This is a genomic window from Algiphilus aromaticivorans DG1253, assembly GCF_000733765.1.
In the GTDB taxonomy this organism is placed as follows: domain Bacteria; phylum Pseudomonadota; class Gammaproteobacteria; order Nevskiales; family Nevskiaceae; genus Algiphilus; species Algiphilus aromaticivorans.
The window spans coordinates 540704-556404 of sequence record NZ_JPOG01000001.1; the positions used below are offsets into that span (position 1 = coordinate 540704).

Here is a 15701-nt window from a genome sequence, read left to right on the forward strand (position 1 = left end):
GCCGTCATGATGAAACGCCTTATTTGTCTTCTCTCCCTACCGGTGGCGCTCGCCAGCGCCCCCGCCTTCGCCGCCGGCGGCGGCGCCGTGCTGAGCTATTCGCCGGACATTAGCAACGAGGCCTCGCTGCAGCGCGGCGCGCGCAACTTCATGAACTACTGCTCGGGATGTCACGGGCTGAAGTTCCTGCGCTACAACCGCATGGCCGAGGATCTCGGGATTCCCGAGGAGGTGGTGGAGGAACAGCTCATGTTCACCACCGATGACATCAACGAGCACATCGAGGTGGCGATGCCGGAGGCCTCGGCCGACTGGTTCGGCAAACAGCCGCCCGATCTGAGCCTGACGGCGCGCTCGCGCGGGCCGGACTGGATCTACAGCTTCCTCAATACTTTTTACGTCGATCCCGGTAGCCCGACCACCGGATACAACAATCTGCAGCTGCCGAACCCCGCTATGCCGCACGTGCTGGCCGAGCTGCAGGGGGTGGTTGTGCATCACGAGAACGCCGAGGGTGGAGATGGCCACGGCGGCGGGCATGGTGGTAACCATGGCCTGGAGGTCGTCGAGGCCGGGGCGTTGTCGCCCGAAGAGTACAAGGCCTTCACCGCCGATCTGACGAACTTCCTCGCCTACGCCGCCGAGCCCGGCAAGGCAGATCGCATATCGCTGGGCTGGAAGGTGATGTTCTATCTGCTGATATTCTTCGGCGTGGCCTACCTTCTGAAGCGGGAATACTGGAAGGACGTCCACTAATATGGCGGTACGCAACCCCGCAGGTGTCACCGGCGCAACGCCGGCCAGCGCGCTGGCCGCTCGGCGTGCCGGGCTGTTGCTCTTTTCCGCCGAGGACCATCTGGGCAGCCACTGGGCGCGCCTGATCCTCTGCGAGAAGGATGTCGACGGCGTGGCCATCGAGTGGATCAAGCCGGACACGGTCAACGAGGATTGGGCGACGCTGTCGCCACGCGGCGAACTGCCGACGCTGGCCGACCGCGAGGTCGTGCTTTATCCGGCGCGGCTGGTGGTGGAGTATCTCGACGAGCGTTATCCGCACCCGCCGCTGCTGCCGGTGGAGCCCGCCGGACGAGCGCGCGCGCGCATGATCCAGCATCACATCTCCTCGCACCTTTACGGTTTGGCCGAAGCCGGCCTGGCCACCGGCGCCGCTGCGCAGAAGGCGCGCAAGGCGCTGCAGGAGGAGTTGCTCGGTCTGGCACGCATGTTCCCGGCGCGCGGCTTCTTCATGGGCAACGATATGACCGTGGTCGACACGGCTTGGGCACCGCTGATGTGGCGGCTGCCCTCGCTCGGCATTCCGCTGGATTCGGTGGACGGCATGCGCACCTATGCTGACCGGCTCTTCGCCCGCGGCGCTTTCCAGCGCAGCCTCTCGGCCGTCGAACGCAACCTCGCCGGCTGATTCCGTCGTGTCCCGTTCCCGCCGCCCGTATCTCGTGCGTGCCATCTATGACTGGGCCTGCGACGACGGCCAGACGCCGCATCTGCTGGTCGCCGCAGACTTCCCGGGTTGCGAGATTCCCGTCGAACACGTCGAGGAAGGGCGCATTACGCTGAACGTCGGCCCGCGCGCGGTCTCCGCGCTGGATATGGACGGCGAAGCCATCACCTTCTCCGCGCGCTTCGGCGGCCGTCCCTTCGGCTGCCGCGTGCCCTGGGGCGCGGTGCTCGCCATCTTCGGTCGCGAGAGCGGCGAGGGCATCGTCTTCGGCGAGGTCGAGGAAAGCGATGTTCCCGACGATCCGCCGCCCGAGCCCGAGCCCGAGCCACCCAAGAAATCGCACCTGCGCGTCGTGAAGTAGGTCCCGGAAGGGGCCACAGGTTTCACAGATGACCACTGATTGGTCAGGGTGAAGGTGACCCCGGTTCGCACCGGGCGTTCGAGGTATGTGTCGGCGCCGGGGCCTGGAATCGAGCCATCTGCGCAAGGCTGATTTCGCTTCGCTGGTCCAAGCGGTGTCGGATCACGCTCGAATGCCCTGACTAACAGCCTTCAGTCGCGATCACCGTGCCTCCGGGCGCGGCGGGCAGGGTCTTGCCGGGATTCAGGATGCCGTCGGGATCGAAGAGGCGCTTGATATCGCGCATGCGTGCCAGCGTCGTGGCGTCGATCTCTCGTGCAACGAAGTCGCGCTTGGCCACACCCACACCGTGCTCGCCGGATAGCGTGCCGCCCAGCGATAGTACGAGCGTGAACACGGCGTCCAGACAGGCGTCGACGGTCGCCATCTGTGACGGGTCGTCCGGGTCCGCGAGGATGTTGACGTGGATATTGCCGTTTCCGGCGTGGCCGAAGTTGACGATCTGCAGACCGTGGCGTGCCGATTGTTCACGCAAGCCGGCAAGCAGTTCCGCCAGCCGGCTCACGGGCACGGCCACATCCTCGTTGATCTTCTTTGGTGCCAGGCTGCGCAGCGCCGGAGACAGCGCCTTGCGCGCCCCCCAAACAGACGCTGCATCAGCTTCGTCGGCTGCGGCGCGCCATTCGAGCAGCCCGTCGCCCTCGGCCGCGCGTGCGATCGCAGCGATCTCGTTGGCGATGCTGGCTTCGTCACCGTCGGCGCTCAGCAGCAGTAGCGCGCCGGTGCCGGCAGGCAGATCGAGCGGGGTGTGGGCTTGCGCCAGCGCCACGCACTGCTCGTCCATCAGCTCCAGTGCGCAGGGGATGGCGGCCTGGCCCATGATGCGTGCCACCGCCGCGGCGGCGCTATTCACATCGCTAAAGGCCGCGCGCATGTCGCGCCGTGCGCTGGGGCGCGGCAGCAAGCGCAGCGTGGCCTCGGTGACGATGGCCAGCGTCCCTTCGCTGCCGACGAGAAGCCGCGTTAAGTCGTAGCCGACCACACCCTTGCTGGTGCGGCAGCCGCAGATCAGCGTCTCGCCGTGGCCGTCCACGGCGCGCAATCCGAGCAGCGCCTCGCGGGTGGTGCCGTACTTCACCGCGCGTGGGCCACCGGCGCCGCATGCGATGTTGCCGCCCACTGTCGAATAGCCGGTGCTAGTGGGGTCCGGCGCCCAGAACAGACCGTCGGCGGCTGCCTGTTCCTGTACGGCGCCGTTGAGCGTGCCGGCTTCGCAGACCAGCAAGCGGTCGGCCGGCCGATAGTCGAGGATGCGCTGCATGCCTTCCAGACTGAGCACGATGCCGCCTTCGGTCGGCACGCTGGCGCCGGTGGTGTTGGTGCCGCGACCGCGTACGACCAGCGGTGTTCTCGCCTCCCGGCAGGTGCGCACGACCTTGACCACCTCATCGTGGCTATGCGCGAAGACCACTGCCTCGGGCAGAGCCTGCATGCGGCTGTTGTCGTAGCTGTAGGCGATCCGCTCGGCGATGTCGTCGCGCACTGCCTCGACACCGAGCGCCTGGCGCAGGCTGGCGATGGGCGCAGATGCGCTCAAGCCGATGCCTCGATGGCGTTCCGCAGCCAGTGTCCGGCCTCTTCGCCCTCAAAGGCGAGGATATCGAAGCGCATCGGCTGTCCGGCCTCATGGGGGTGCAGCGCCAGCCAGCTCTGTGCGGCGCGGACCATGCGTTGCTGCTTGCGGCCATCGATGGAAGCGAGCGCGCCGCCGTGGCTGCGACTGCGTCGGCTGCGTACCTCGACGAAGACCAGTGTTCCGCCGTCGCGCATGATCAGGTCGATCTCGCCGCCTCTGCTGCGCGCGTTGCGTGCAACCAGGCGCAGGCCGGCGGCCTGCAGCTGCTGCAGCGCGGCGTCCTCGGCCTTGCGGCCGCGGCGATGCCCCTCAGTCGTCACGGCTCCGGAAATCGTCGCGCCACCGCTCGTCCCCGGAATCGTCGTCGATACTGCGGGGAAGCCCCTCTCGCATTTCCAGCGGAGCGCTTTCCTGACTCGTGATCGGCGGCAGCGGTATCGCGCCCTCGGCCTGCAGCGTGGCGCAGCCCAGCTCGCGGCGGACGTGGCCCTCGCGCGTGAGCTGCAGATAACCGGTCGCCCCCGGGAAGGCCTCACCGGGCGCCCAACCTTGCTGGAACTGCAGCGCCATAAGCAGCGCGTCGTGGCCAAGCGCGAAGAGGCGGGGGAATCGTTCGAAGCGCCGCTCGGCATCTTCGGCAAGCGCTTCGCGCAACGGCATCCACCTAGCGTCGGGATTCTGCATCATCCATGGCATGTCGCAGATGCGCAGGCCGCGGATTTCCTCCGGTACCGGGGTGACGCCTTCCCAGGCCAGGGCGGTTGTGTAGACGGGCAGGTCGCCGGCGCGGAAGTATGCGAAGCGCGGTGCAATCTGCTGGGCTTCGCGTTGTCGCGCGATGAAGAAGATGGACTGTGCGTCGGCGCGCGCGCTGGCGTCGAACTCAGGGCGCAGGCCCAGAGCGCGCGTAACGGCGCGATGCCGTGCCTCGGAGGCATCGACGTTGAGCATGGCTTTCACTGGCGCGGAGAGGTCGCCGCCCTCGGCCAGGAACTGAACCTCCAGCAGCTGGCCGCCGAGCTCGTCGACGGCGCGCTCAAGGCTGCCGAGGATGCGGTCGGTCCACTCCGCCTGCATGAGCAGCGCGAGCATGCGTCCGCTGCCTTCAGCCGTGGCCCGTCGTACGGCCGCGCGAGCCTCATCCTCCGGCGCCAGGCCGTACTGGATGATGTTGCGCGGCGGCAGCAACTCGGGATCCATCTGGTTGAAAGTGAGGATCGGCACCGGCGGGGCGCCGTAGCGTGCAAGGGCGTTGACGTGTGTCTTGCGCAGCGGCCCCAGGATCAGCGTGGCGCCGTCGTCGAGGGCGCGGTCGACGGCCCTCAGCACATCCTCGGGCGCTTCGCCGCTATCGTAGAAGCGCAGCTTCGGGCGCGGTTCCGGCCGCTCCTGCCATGCGGTGACGAGGCCGTCGCGCACGGAGCCGCCGATGGCGGCAAAGCGGCCCTGTTCGGGTAGCAGCACGGCGATGTCGCCGCCGCTCTCGGTCTTGATCCAGTCCTCGCCGACGCGGCGCGCGCGGAAGTTCATCGCGCGCCCCGCCGAAGCCGGGTGGTTGGGGAAGCGACTGCGCCAGCGCTCGAGCAGCTCGACTCGCTCGCCGGGGACAGCGCCGCGGGCGATCAGTGCCAACTCGAACCACCCGCGCGTGACGCGGTCGGCGCCGGAAAAGCGCGACTGGGCGCCGGCGTCCAGCGGCTGATTGGCAAGCAGTTCCCAGATGCGGTCGGCATTCGTCGCGTGCGTAGCCGGGTCGTCGAGCAGCTCGCCGCGGGTGACCAGCGCACTGACGGCGCCGGCGACATCGCCGATGGCGAGTAGCGTTTCGGCGCGCACTGCCTCGGTGCGCGCGGCCAGCTCGCGATCCGGTGTGGCGCGCGGCGCGGGCAGATCGCGCAGCGCGGAGAGCGGCTGCTGCGCGGCCAACGACAGCTCGGCGCGCAACACGCGCAGACGATGCCGATCGCGCGCGCTCAGCGTGCTGGAATCGATCTCGGCCAGCGTGGCTTCGGCCTCGTAGAGCCGGTTCGCATCGAGCAGGCGTTCGGCGCGTGTCAGGGGCGGCTCGTCCCGTTGTTGCACCGTGCCGCGGTCCGGCGCCCGCTCGCGCGGCGCGCTGACGCATCCGGTGGTGACGAGCAGGATTGCAGCTGCGCCAGCCAGCGCAGTCCATCGGCACGCGAGATTCATGCGTAAAGTATGGCATGCGCATAGCGAAGAGGCGGCCTTGAACGAGCCGAGCCCGACGCCGGCGGCAGTTGCCGGAACCCTCTACATCGTACCCACCCCGATCGGCAATCTTTCCGATCTGTCGCCGCGCGCGTTGAAGATTCTCGACAGCGTCGATCTGATCGCCGCCGAGGACACGCGCACTACAGGCAGCATGCTCGGGCATTTCGGCCTGCGTACGCGCATGACTGCGCTGCACGAGCACAACGAGGAGCAGGTTGCGGGCACGCTGCTCGCGCGGCTTGCGGAGGGCCAGAGCCTGGCCCTGGTCTGTGACGCTGGCACGCCGCTGGTCTCCGATCCGGGCTATCGGCTGGTGGCGGCGGTGCGCGAGGCCGGGCTTCCGGTCATCGCGCTGCCCGGCCCCTGCGCGGCTGTGACCGCGTTGTCTGCGGCGGGGTTGCCCTCCGACGCCTTCAGCTTCTTCGGCTTTCCGCCACCCAAGCCGGCTGCGCGTCGGCAATGGCTGAGCGAGCACGCGTACTGGCCGCACACCATCGTTCTCTATGAGTCGAGCCACCGCATCCAGGGCTTGGCCGACGATTTGGCTCAGGCACTGGGTGCTGACCGTCTGGTGGCAGTGGCGCGTGAGATCTCGAAGCGCTTCGAGCAGCACTGGCGCGGTTCCGCCGGGGAACTGCCGGAATGGCTTGCCGGGGATGCGGATCGGCTGCGTGGCGAGTTCGTCGTCATGATCGGCCCGGGACCAGCGCGCGACACGCAGGCGCATATCGACGCGCTGCTGCGTCCACTGCTGCGTGACATGGAGCCGTCGCGCGCCGCGCGCGTGGCAGCGGAGGCGCTTGGCGAACGGCGGAACGCCGTCTACCGCCGCGCCCTGGCGTTGGCAGAGGCGGGCGACTCGCAGGCGCCGGAGGCGTAGAATAGTTAGCGGAGTCGGCTGAACAGCCACCGCCGCGCAAGCGGGGGAGGAAAGTCCGGGCTCCGCAGGGCAGGACGCCAGGTAACGCCTGGGCGGCGCGAGCCGACGGAAAGTGCAGCAGAGAGCAGACCGCCGATGGCCCGATCCTCGGATCGCGGCACAGGTAAGGGTGAAAGGGTGCGGTAAGAGCGCACCGCGCGGCCGGTAACGGTTCGTGGCACGGCAAACCCCGTCCGGAGCAAGGCCAAATAGGGAAGCAGGGCGGCATGACCGCCAGCGCGTGGCCCGCGCGCGGCTTCCGGGTAGGCTGCTTGAGGCGCACGGTGACGTGCGTCCTAGAGGAATGGCTGTTCTTGACAGAACCCGGCTTACAGGCCGGCTCCTTTTTTATTCATGGGCGGTCGTGGTGCAGCGATCGCCGCTGTCACTAAGCTCGGTCTTCCCGACCTCGCTAAGTGACCCTGCCGCGGCCATCCATGGCCGCGGCGCTCGCCGAGCTGCGGCTTGCCACTGGCAAGCCGGTCCCGGCTCGCCCCGGCTTACAGGCCGGCTCCTTTTTATTCCTGGGCGGTTGTGGTGCGAGCAACGCGACCGGTCGAGGGTTCTGGCGCGACGGTGGCGTGGCCATCCGTGGCGTTGCCGCCGTGCCCGAACCACCCCCGGCCCGGACATCCTTGTCCGGGCGTTCGCCCGCATGCGAAGCGCCACCGGCGCTTCGGTCGGGCTCACCCGCGGCCACTAAGCTCGGTCATCCGGGCCTCGCTAAGTGGCCCGGCCCGAGCCATCCATGGCTCGGGCGCTCGCCGGGCTGCGGCTTGTCGCTGGCAAGCCGTTCCGGGCTCGCCCACCAGCAAGCCGCTCCGGGTTTGTTCGCGGAGTGGGTCGAGCATCGCCCGACAATGCGCTTCTCGAAGCCGGCTTGCGTGCGCTTCGTCGCGGAGGTGCCCCCGCGCGGCATCTTCGGCGACCATGATTGGCTACCCTGTGCCTTTGACATCGCCAATTGACGGGGCCAAACAGCGACGGCGCCCGAAGAGGCCGCCCATCGCCATCACGAGGACGATTCATGAGCCACGGACCGATCACGATCTATCACAACCCACGCTGCTCGAAGAGCCGCGAGACCCTCAAACTGCTGCAGGATGAGGGCATGAACCCCAGCATTGTCGAGTACCTGAAGACGCCACTGGAACTCGGCGAGCTGGACATGCTGTGCACCGCGCTTGGCGGCGACCCAACCCAGATGCTGCGCTTCAACGAGCCGGAGGCGAAGGCGCTCAAGCTCAAGCCAGACGACACGCGGCTGCGCGCCGACTGGCTGCAGATCCTTGCCGACAATCCGAAGCTGCTGCAGCGTCCCATCGTGCTGCGCGGCGAGACGGCGGTCATCGGACGGCCGCCGGAGAATGTGCGCGAGCTGCTGTGAGCGGCTCGACGGCTGACAAGCCCTTCGCGCCGGCGGCTGCACGCAACGCCGAGCCTATCCTCGGCGTGCTGCGCGAAGCCTTCGCCGATCACCAGCGTCTGCTCGAGATCGGCAGTGGCACCGGCCAGCATGCCGCGCATTGCGCTGCAGCCATGCCCTGGCTGGAATGGCAATGCAGCGATGTGCCGGCGCATCTGCCGGGCGTTCGCGCCTGGCTGGGGGAGGCCGCGTTGCCCAACACGCCGCCGCCGATCGCGCTGGACGTCAACGGCGACTGGCCGGACGGCTGCTTCGACGCGGTCTTCTCGGCGAATACCCTACACATCCTGTCCTGGGCGGAGGTCGAACGGCTCTTCCGTGGCCTCGGCGGGCTGCTCGCCGAGGCGGCAACGCTGGTGATCTACGGGCCCTTCAAGCGCGACGGTGTTCACACCGCCCAGAGCAATGCCAGCTTCGACGCCCAGCTGCGCGCGCAGGATCCCGAGCGCGGCATCCGCGACATGGCCGATGTCGATGCCCTGGCCGAGAGCATCGGCCTGCGGCGCGTGGCCACCCAGGCGATGCCGGCGAACAACTACTGTCTGGTCTGGACCCGCTGACCCTTTAGCCACTCTCCAGCAGCTGCGCCATCGCGGCGGCGACGCCGGCCAGGCTCTCGCCGGCCACCAGCCCGGCGGCCGTGGCCAGCAGCGCGCGTGCCGCCCGGTGCGGCGCGAGCCGCTCCAGCAGGCGCGCGGCCAGCGCACCCAGGCAGAGCCCGAAGGCGATCCAGGCCGGGATGACGAAGGCCAGTCCGGCGGCGCTGGCGCTGGGGGCCCAAGCTGCCAGTCGCGCCGGTGCACGATGCTGCCAGCAGGCCAGCAGCAGCCCGGCCAGTGCGCCCAGCACTGCGGCGGTAACGCTCAGCGGCGGCAGCGCCGCCAGACCGCCGGCCATGACTTCCGCCACGGCCTTCCAGGTGGCCACCGCCGGCGCCGGCCACTCCGGGGTCAGCAGCTGGGCAGCGGGGTCCGGAATCAGCAGCAGATAGCTCGCCGTACCGGCGATGCTGCCCACGGCCACGCCCAGCAGCTGCGCGGCAAACAGCGGCGCCGGTGCGGCGTTCAGCAGAGCGCCCGCCTTCAGATCGTTGAGCAGATCGGCAGTCTGGCCGGCCGCGCCGCCCGTGACGTTGGCACCCATCAGATTGGCTGCCGGCAGGCCCGGCGCGAGGCTGCCGGTGCCCAGCTGCGCGATCTTGCCCAGGGCACCGATGGGCGGGATGCCGGTCTCACCGACCACGCGCGCGGCCACCATCGCCAGTATCCCGGCGAGTAGCACGGCGACCAAAGCCGTCAGCAGCGGGGTATCGAAGAGCGCCAGCTGCAGCCCGACAACCAGCGCCACCGCCAGCACTGCACCCGCGGCGAGTACGGGTTTAGGTAGCGGCAGGCCCGGCGGCGGCGCCGCTCCGGCTTCCTTTTGCCGCTGTCGTCCCAGCCACAGGCTCGCCAGCGCGCCGGTGGTCATCATGGCAACGCCGGGCCAGATCAGCCACTCCACCAGCACACCGAACCAGACCGTGCCCGGCTCGCCGGGGGCGACGACGCCGCTGGCCAGCAGCCAGGGCGCAAGCCCAAGCCAGGCGACGAGCGCGCCCAGCGCCAGCGACAGCCCCGCGCGCAGGCCGATGATGGCGCCGAAGCCGATCATCAGCAGTGAGCCGTCGATGCCGATGCCGAGCTGGCGCAAGCCCACCGACGGCAGCGCGCCGTCCAGCGGCAGGCTGCCCGGCAGGGTCGCGCGCAGCGTCGCGCCCGTGGTCTCGGCTACGAGCTTGAGCGCCGCCGATACCCCGGCCGCCCCCGCCAGCCAGCGCAGGCGGTTGCGCGCCTCCGCGCCGTCGCCGTGGATATCGCGCAGTGTCTCGGCGGCGGCCGTGCCGGCCGGGAAGGGCAGATTGCCGGCTGCGACGAAGCGGCCGTGCAGCAGCGCGGCGATGCCCAGCCCGAGCACGCTGACCGCGAAGACCCAGAGCATCAACAGCGCGCCTTCGGGCACCGGCCCGCCGAGCAGCGCCAGCGCCGGGATCGGCGCGACCAGCCCGCCCGAGACGATGGAGGCCGCCGACGAGGCCGTGGTCTGGTTGACGAGATTCTCGGGCAGTCCCCAGGCGCGCGCACCGAGCAGCTGCCCGGCCAGCCGCCAGAAGGCCAGCCCCAGCAAAGCGCCGGCGATCGACATGTTGAAGGACCAGCCGATCTTCAGCCCGCTGTAGACATTGCAGGGCACCAGCAGCGCCCCCAGCACCGCCCCGGTGAGCAGCGCGCGCGCCGTCAGCGCGCTCGCGGTTTCGGCTTTCGCCTGCATGGTGGCAGTTTAAGCGCAGCGCGAAGCGTTGCACGACGCTGCGGGCCGCGTAGATCAACTTCGATGCCGATGTGGCGCCTGGAATGGGTAGTGGCGAGCCAACCCGGTCGATGGTGGCGGCGCGTCCTGGAAGCGAGAAGGCGCCCTAGTTCGTCGCGGGTATCGCGCCGGCGCCCCTGCCCCGGTGGGTTTTATAAAAAACGTTGTAGATCAGTTAGTTATGTTGTAACGAGGGGGGGGTAAGCCGTGCGGCTTGCTATTCGGCGCACGCGCGAGCACGCTCAGGATTCGGACTCGGGTAGCGCACACGGAGCCCGAGCGTTTCAGCGGCTGGATGTCGGGGCCGACAAGCAGCGTCTGTCGCATACGGTCATGCGAGAAGGCGCCGACAGATACAGGGGGAGGGGAACATGAACCGTACCAAGACAATCATCGGTACTGCCCGCGTGCTTGCTGCCGTGGCCATTGCGCTGTTCGTTGCACAGCCATCTGGCGCACAGACGCTTTCGGCATCGCTGGACGGCAAGGGCAGCGCCGTCGTCGTGCCTTACTACACGGTCAACGACGACTGGCGCACGCTGCTGAACATCACGAACACGACGGCGAATTCGCTGGCGGTCAAGGTGCGCTTTCTCGAGGCCCGCAATGGTCGCGACATCCTGAATTTCACCATCGCACTCGCGCCCGGCGATGCCTGGGCTGGTTGGCTGAGCCGGGAAGATCGCGAGGGCGCGCCGCCGGTCATGAAGACTGCTGACCGCTCCTGCACGGCCCCTTCAAGGCTTCGGAGCGAAGGTCTATCCGGGGACTTTACCGGCTACTCGGAAAACCTCATTCTCGCGCCAGCAGGAGAATCCCAGGATTCAGACTACACGGGGACAATTGGATCAGTAGCCAGGATGACGGAAGGCTATATCGAGGTGCTGGTCATGGGCGAGGCCGTCCATGATGGTCGTGTTCTCGATGTGCCCTGGGACGCCGAGCACGAGAATGGCGAGCCTCGTGATTGCGGGGCGGTTGCCAGCGCCTTCGGCAATACGACTGATCAATGGGGTGAGTCCAGCGGGGCCATTCACGGCGTTGAAGGTTCCGGGGACCCCGAGGCTCGTGGGGGGGCGAACTATGGTCCGCTCGTCAGTGCCGCACCGCTGAAGGTCAGCGTCGGCCTGGTCAACCAGGCCACCGGAACGGGGGCCGCCGTTCCGGCCCAGCACATCGCCGGCTGGGGGCTGGGGCAGAATCTGATGACGGCGCAATACCCTCCCTGGATGTTCGAGCCGACACTGGCCTCGCACGAGGGGCTGTGGAGTACCTCCGGACTCGAGGCGGTGACGGAGGCGCTTGCAGTGGTCTCGATGGAGAACGAGTGGTCGAGCAATCCGGCGACCGGAGCGGCAACGGACTGGGTGCTCACTTTTCCGACCAAGCGCTTCGACGCCGACGACAACGCACTGAATGTACGCGCTGGCTGCAGCAAGTGGCGCAACTCCCGCACCAGCGGTGGTGTACCGGTTGGCGAGGGTGGGGAAAAATATGAGGGCCGGGACCGCGCTCGTGCTCCAAGGCCCGTGGTAGCTGACGCCGACGCCGCTGAGCCGGAGCGTCTCTGCCCGGATCTTGGCTTCCCCGAAGTCTTTCAGGACGGGGACAACGGGCGTGCCGAGGTTGCACCGGTTCGCTACCGCTTCTACGACCGCGCCACGGAGTCCGGGGAGCGCACCGCGGCGGATAGCGCGTCATCCGGCGCGTTGTATTACGCGGCCAATGTGTTGTCGATAGGTAGCGGTGGCCTGGCTTCTGCACTCAACTCGCCAATAGCGCTGCCCACCGATAGCGACGTGTTTGCCGATGCGCCGAGCAGCGGCTGGCTTCGGCTGGATTTTCCGACGGGGCAGGCGGTGACGCCTTATCCCATGGCCGGCTTTGCGTTCAAGCTCCGGGATTTCGGCAATCCCGCCCTGAATTTTTCCCAGGCCGTCCCGCATAGCCCTGAGCGGCCCTAAGCGCGAGAGCGATTAATCGGTCGTGGTTGCGCGGATGTGGCCTTCGTAGAGCTGCAAGGAACGGTCGGCGCGCGGCAGCACGGCGGCGTCGTGGCCGAGGAAGATGGCGCTGCGGCCGGCCAGCCAGGCGTCGAGGCGGCTGAAGACGGTGGCGCGCGTGGCGGCGTCGAGGCCGGTGGCCGGCTCGTCGAGCAGCACGATGGGGGCGTCGCGCAGCAGCACGCGTGCCAGCGCCAGCCGCCGCGTCTGGCCGCCGGACAGGCGCGCGCCGGCCTCGCCGACCCAGGTGTCCAGGCCCTCGGGCAATGCGGCGACGACCTCGTCGAGGGCGGCGATGTGCAGCGCGCGCCAGAGCGCGGCCTCGTTGGCCTCGGGCGCGGCCAGGCGCAGGTTGTCGGCCACACTCGCTGCGAAGATCTCGCTGTGCTGGGTGAGCACGCTCATACGGTCTCGCAATTGAGCCGGGTGTAGCGTCTCGCTGGGTCTGCCCAGCACGTGCATGCGGCCTTCGTCGGCTGTCTGCAGCCCGGCGATGACCTGTAGCAGGCTCGACTTGCCGCTGCCCGAGGCGCCGGTGATGGCCAGCCGCTCGCCGCGCGCGAGCGTCAGTGATACCTCGGCCAGCGCCGGCGTTGGGCGGCCCGCGTGCCAGAGGCCGATGCCTTCCAGCTGCAGCGCTGGCGCTTCGGCGGCTTCCTGCATCGACTCGGCGGGGGCAGGGGCCTCGCCGGGGCCTTTCAGCAGCTGGTTCAGGCGTGCGGCGGCGGTTTGTGTCTCTCCCAGCTGATACAGCGCTTGCGGCAGGCCGGGCAGCAGCTCGTTGAGACCGAGCAGGGCCAGCGCCGCCAGCACGGCCGCTGCCGCACCCATCGGCGTGGCGTCGAGCAGTAGCAGGCCGAGAAGCAGAGCAGTCGCGGCGCTGAGCTGCACGGCCGTGGTCATTGCCGCGTCCAGCGCGCCCAGCCGCTGCGCGCGCCGGCGCTGCGCCTGCGCCAGCCGTGCGTCGAGCTGCCGGCTGCGCGCGGCGTGGGCATTTAGGCTGCCGGCGTGGTGCAGCTCGGCGAGGCCGGTCAGCGACTCCAGGAGTCGCGCGTGCAAGGCTTCGGAGCGCGCGCGCAGGCGCCGGCCCGGCCGCATGCCGCTGCGCAGCGCCAGCAGGCCGAGACCCAGCGTCAGCGCGCTAAGGGCTCCCAGCGGCAGTAGCATCCAGGGCGTGGCGAGCCAGGCGAGCAGGATGGCGACGGTCGGCACGAGCAGCGCGGTCGTGGCCAGCGGTGCGGCCACCCGCAGCGGAAGGTTGTCGATGGCGTCGACGTCGCTGGTCAGCCGGTCGAGCAGCGCGGCGTCGCGCAGGCGGGCCAGCACCGCCGCCGGTTGCGCGGCCAGGCGAGCGAATACGGCGGTGCGCAGCGCGGCAAGCAGGTCCAGCGTCAGCGCGTGCTGCCACAGCCGCTCGAAGTAGCGCGCGACGGTGCGCGACAGCGCAAAGAAGCGGATGCCGGCGCCGGGCAGAAAGATGTCGAAGACCACGCGGCTGCCGGCGGCCCAGGCCAGCGCCGTGACGCCGGTGGCGGTGATGAACCAGCCGGAGAGCCCGAGCAGCCCCACCGCCGAGGCTACGGTGGCGGCGAGCAGCAGCACGCCGATCAGGGCCGTGCCGCGGCGGCGGCGCAGCAGGGCGAGGTAGGGCAGTAGCGCGCGCAGGGGGCGCATCAGCCAGTGTCCGCCATGTCGACGACGCGATCCGCCAGTTCGCGCAATTGAGGGTCGTGCGAAGCGACTATGAGCGCGCGGCCCTCGGCGCGCAGCGTCTGCATGGCGGCGAGCACGGGCGCGGCGGCATCGGCGTCGAGTCCGGCGGTGGGTTCGTCCAGCAGCAACAGTGGTGCCCGCGACAGCCAGGCGCGCGCCAGCGCCAGCCGTTGCGCCTGGCCGCCCGACAGTCCCAGGCCACGCTCGCCGAGACGGGTGTTCAGACCCTCGGGCAGCGCCGCGGCGTAATCCATGACGCCGCAGAGGCGGGCGGCCTGCTCGATGGCGGCGGCGTCGGCCTCGGGGTGGCCGAGGCCGATGTTGCGGCGCAGGCTGCCGCGCGCGAGAAATGGGCGCTGGCCCAGCCAGGCTGTCGCGCCGGGGCGACCGGGCGCGCCGCCGGCGACGGTGACGAAACCCGCGTCAGGCGTCAGATGACCGGCGAGCACATGCAATGCGCTGCTCTTGCCACAGCCGCTGGGGCCCCAGAGGAGCAGCAGCTCGCCGGCGGCCAGCTCCAGCGATAGCCCGCTGAGCACCTGACCGTGATTCCGCGTCAGCGCGACGCCCTCGAGCTTGGCGACGGGCCCTGGCACGGTCTCTGCTGGCTCCGTCTCCTTCTTGCGCATCGGCGGCAACGCGAACAGCGGCGCCAGTTGCTCGGCAGCGCCCAGCGCACTGGCGCGGTCGTGGTAATGCGTGGCCAGCTCGCGAAGCGGAACGAAGAACTCGGGGGCGAGCAGCAGCACGGTGAGGCCGCTGTAGAGCGTCAACTCCGGCGCCGGCCCGAAGTCGATGTAGCCGAGCAGGCCCATGCCGACGTAGATGGCCACGGCCGCCACGGCGACGGCGGCAAAGAACTCCAGTACCGCCGAGGACAGGAAGGCAACGCGCAGCACGCGCAGACTGTCGTCGCGCAAGCGCTCGGCGAAGTCGCGCACGCGCGCGGTGCCCTGATTCTCCGCGTTGAACAGGCGCAGGCTGAGTAGGCCGCGGCAGTGATCGGCGAAGACGGCCGCGGCTTGGGCGCGGCGGGACTCGAAGCGCGCCGACAGTGCCGCCGCACCCCAGCCGATGAGCGCCATGAAGAGCGGAATCAGTGGCGCGGTCAGCAGCAGTAGCAGGCCGGCCAGCCAGTCGTGCAGCGCGGCGACCGCGCCGATGATCAACGGCAGCAGCACGGCAAGCTGGCGGCTGGGCAGATAGTTGGCGATGTAGGGGTCGACGGCGTCGACGGCGTGCAGCGCACGGCTGGCCAGATCGGCGCTGTGCCAGTCCTCCAGCCGCGCCGGTCCGGCGGCGTGCAGATGCTGCATCAGCGCGCCGCGGATACGGTGGCGTTGGCGCAGCGCCTCCCTGGCGGCCAGATGCCGGCGCAGATAGGCTAGTGCACCGCGCAGCAGGATGACGCCGATCAGAGCCGCTGCGGTGGGCGCCAGCACCTTCGGGCTAGCACCTTCGGTGACGGCGCGGTCCACCAGCCAGGCGATGAGCATGGCCTGGGCGACGATGCACAGACCCGCCCCGCAGCCTGCCGCCACTGCTGCACGCAGTGCGGGCGAGCGGCTTCCGGTCTCGCGTTTCAGCCAGTCGGCGGCCT

General features: G+C 69.4%; 13 protein-coding genes and 1 other RNA gene. 8 read left to right on the forward strand and 6 right to left on the reverse strand.

Annotated features, from left to right (window positions below):
* Positions 1-6 precede the first annotated feature (6 nt).
* From U743_RS02585 to U743_RS02595, 3 genes are read left to right on the forward strand one after another with little or no spacing between them, the layout of a single operon-like run.
* Positions 7-756, forward strand: a complete 750-nt coding sequence (locus tag U743_RS02585) for a cytochrome c1 (RefSeq protein WP_043765299.1) — start codon at positions 7-9, stop codon at positions 754-756.
* A 1-nt stretch (position 757) separates the two neighbouring features.
* On the forward strand, positions 758-1423 hold the full coding sequence (locus U743_RS02590) for a glutathione S-transferase N-terminal domain-containing protein (RefSeq protein WP_052367448.1): 666 nt from the start codon (positions 758-760) through the stop codon (positions 1421-1423).
* Positions 1424-1430: 7 nt separating this feature from the next.
* Entirely contained in the window at positions 1431-1823 is a 393-nt protein-coding gene (locus U743_RS02595; protein ID WP_043765301.1) for a ClpXP protease specificity-enhancing factor, read from the forward strand.
* 181 nt (positions 1824-2004) lie between these two features.
* Here U743_RS02595 and U743_RS02600 read toward each other — a convergent pair whose 3' ends face one another.
* Genes U743_RS02600 through U743_RS02610 form a run of 3 tightly spaced genes read right to left on the reverse strand, consistent with a single transcriptional unit; the run spans position 2005 to position 5541 of the window.
* Positions 2005-3420: an FAD-binding oxidoreductase gene (locus U743_RS02600; RefSeq protein ID WP_043765303.1), complete on the reverse strand. Its 1416-nt coding sequence runs from the start codon at positions 3418-3420 to the stop codon at positions 2005-2007.
* A complete protein-coding gene (locus U743_RS02605) occupies positions 3417-3779 on the reverse strand; it encodes a YraN family protein (protein ID WP_043765305.1) in 363 nt (120 codons plus the stop codon). Before U743_RS02605 ends, U743_RS02600 begins: the two co-directional genes overlap by 4 nt.
* Positions 3769-5541 carry a penicillin-binding protein activator gene (locus tag U743_RS02610; RefSeq protein ID WP_232226701.1) on the reverse strand — a complete coding sequence of 591 codons (1773 nt, stop codon included), beginning with the start codon at positions 5539-5541 and terminating at the stop codon, positions 3769-3771. Before U743_RS02610 ends, U743_RS02605 begins: the two co-directional genes overlap by 11 nt.
* A 145-nt stretch (positions 5542-5686) precedes the next feature.
* Between U743_RS02610 and rsmI the strand changes: the two genes are divergently transcribed.
* The 4 genes from rsmI (at position 5687) to U743_RS02625 (ending at position 8596) form a co-directional block, all read left to right on the forward strand.
* A complete protein-coding gene (rsmI, locus tag U743_RS02615; RefSeq protein ID WP_043770814.1) occupies positions 5687-6571 on the forward strand; it encodes a 16S rRNA (cytidine(1402)-2'-O)-methyltransferase in 885 nt (294 codons plus the stop codon).
* A gap of 10 nt (positions 6572-6581) precedes the next feature.
* Positions 6582-6958: RNase P RNA component class A (gene rnpB / locus U743_RS18450), an RNA gene on the forward strand.
* 679 nt (positions 6959-7637) lie between these two features.
* On the forward strand, positions 7638-7997 hold the full coding sequence (gene arsC, locus U743_RS02620; protein ID WP_043765309.1) for an arsenate reductase (glutaredoxin): 360 nt from the start codon (positions 7638-7640) through the stop codon (positions 7995-7997).
* Positions 7994-8596, forward strand: coding sequence for a DUF938 domain-containing protein (locus U743_RS02625; RefSeq protein WP_043765312.1), 603 nt, complete (start codon positions 7994-7996; stop codon positions 8594-8596). Before arsC ends, U743_RS02625 begins: the two co-directional genes overlap by 4 nt.
* Before the next feature lie 4 nt (positions 8597-8600).
* Here U743_RS02625 and U743_RS02630 read toward each other — a convergent pair whose 3' ends face one another.
* A complete protein-coding gene (locus U743_RS02630) occupies positions 8601-10346 on the reverse strand; it encodes an OPT/YSL family transporter (protein WP_043765313.1) in 1746 nt (581 codons plus the stop codon).
* 410 nt (positions 10347-10756) lie between these two features.
* Between U743_RS02630 and U743_RS02635 the strand changes: the two genes are divergently transcribed.
* Complete coding sequence (locus U743_RS02635; protein WP_052367449.1) at positions 10757-12349, forward strand: hypothetical protein; 1593 nt, start codon at positions 10757-10759, stop codon at positions 12347-12349.
* 12 nt (positions 12350-12361) lie between these two features.
* On the opposite strand, the gene cydC is transcribed toward U743_RS02635, so the two are convergent.
* Both cydC and cydD read right to left on the reverse strand, forming a co-directional pair.
* Complete coding sequence (cydC, locus tag U743_RS02640; RefSeq protein WP_043765315.1) at positions 12362-14062, reverse strand: thiol reductant ABC exporter subunit CydC; 1701 nt, start codon at positions 14060-14062, stop codon at positions 12362-12364.
* Positions 14062-15687, reverse strand: a complete 1626-nt coding sequence (gene cydD, locus U743_RS02645) for a thiol reductant ABC exporter subunit CydD (protein WP_043765317.1) — start codon at positions 15685-15687, stop codon at positions 14062-14064. The genes cydC and cydD overlap by 1 nt, the downstream gene beginning before the upstream one ends.
* Positions 15688-15701 lie beyond the last annotated feature (14 nt).

Bases quoted from the DNA above. Each gene is read 5' to 3' on its own strand.
- U743_RS02585 (WP_043765299.1), top strand. From the start codon at position 7: ATGATGAAACGCCTTATTTGTCTTCTCTCCCTACCGGTGGCGCTCGCC.
- arsC (WP_043765309.1), top strand. From the start codon at position 7,638: ATGAGCCACGGACCGATCACGATCTATCACAACCCACGCTGCTCGAAG.
- U743_RS02635 (WP_052367449.1), top strand. From the start codon at position 10,757: ATGAACCGTACCAAGACAATCATCGGTACTGCCCGCGTGCTTGCTGCC.
- U743_RS02590 (WP_052367448.1), top strand. From the start codon at position 758: ATGGCGGTACGCAACCCCGCAGGTGTCACCGGCGCAACGCCGGCCAGC.
- cydC (WP_043765315.1), bottom strand. From the start codon at position 14,062: ATGCGCCCCCTGCGCGCGCTACTGCCCTACCTCGCCCTGCTGCGCCGC.
- U743_RS02630 (WP_043765313.1), bottom strand. From the start codon at position 10,346: ATGCAGGCGAAAGCCGAAACCGCGAGCGCGCTGACGGCGCGCGCGCTG.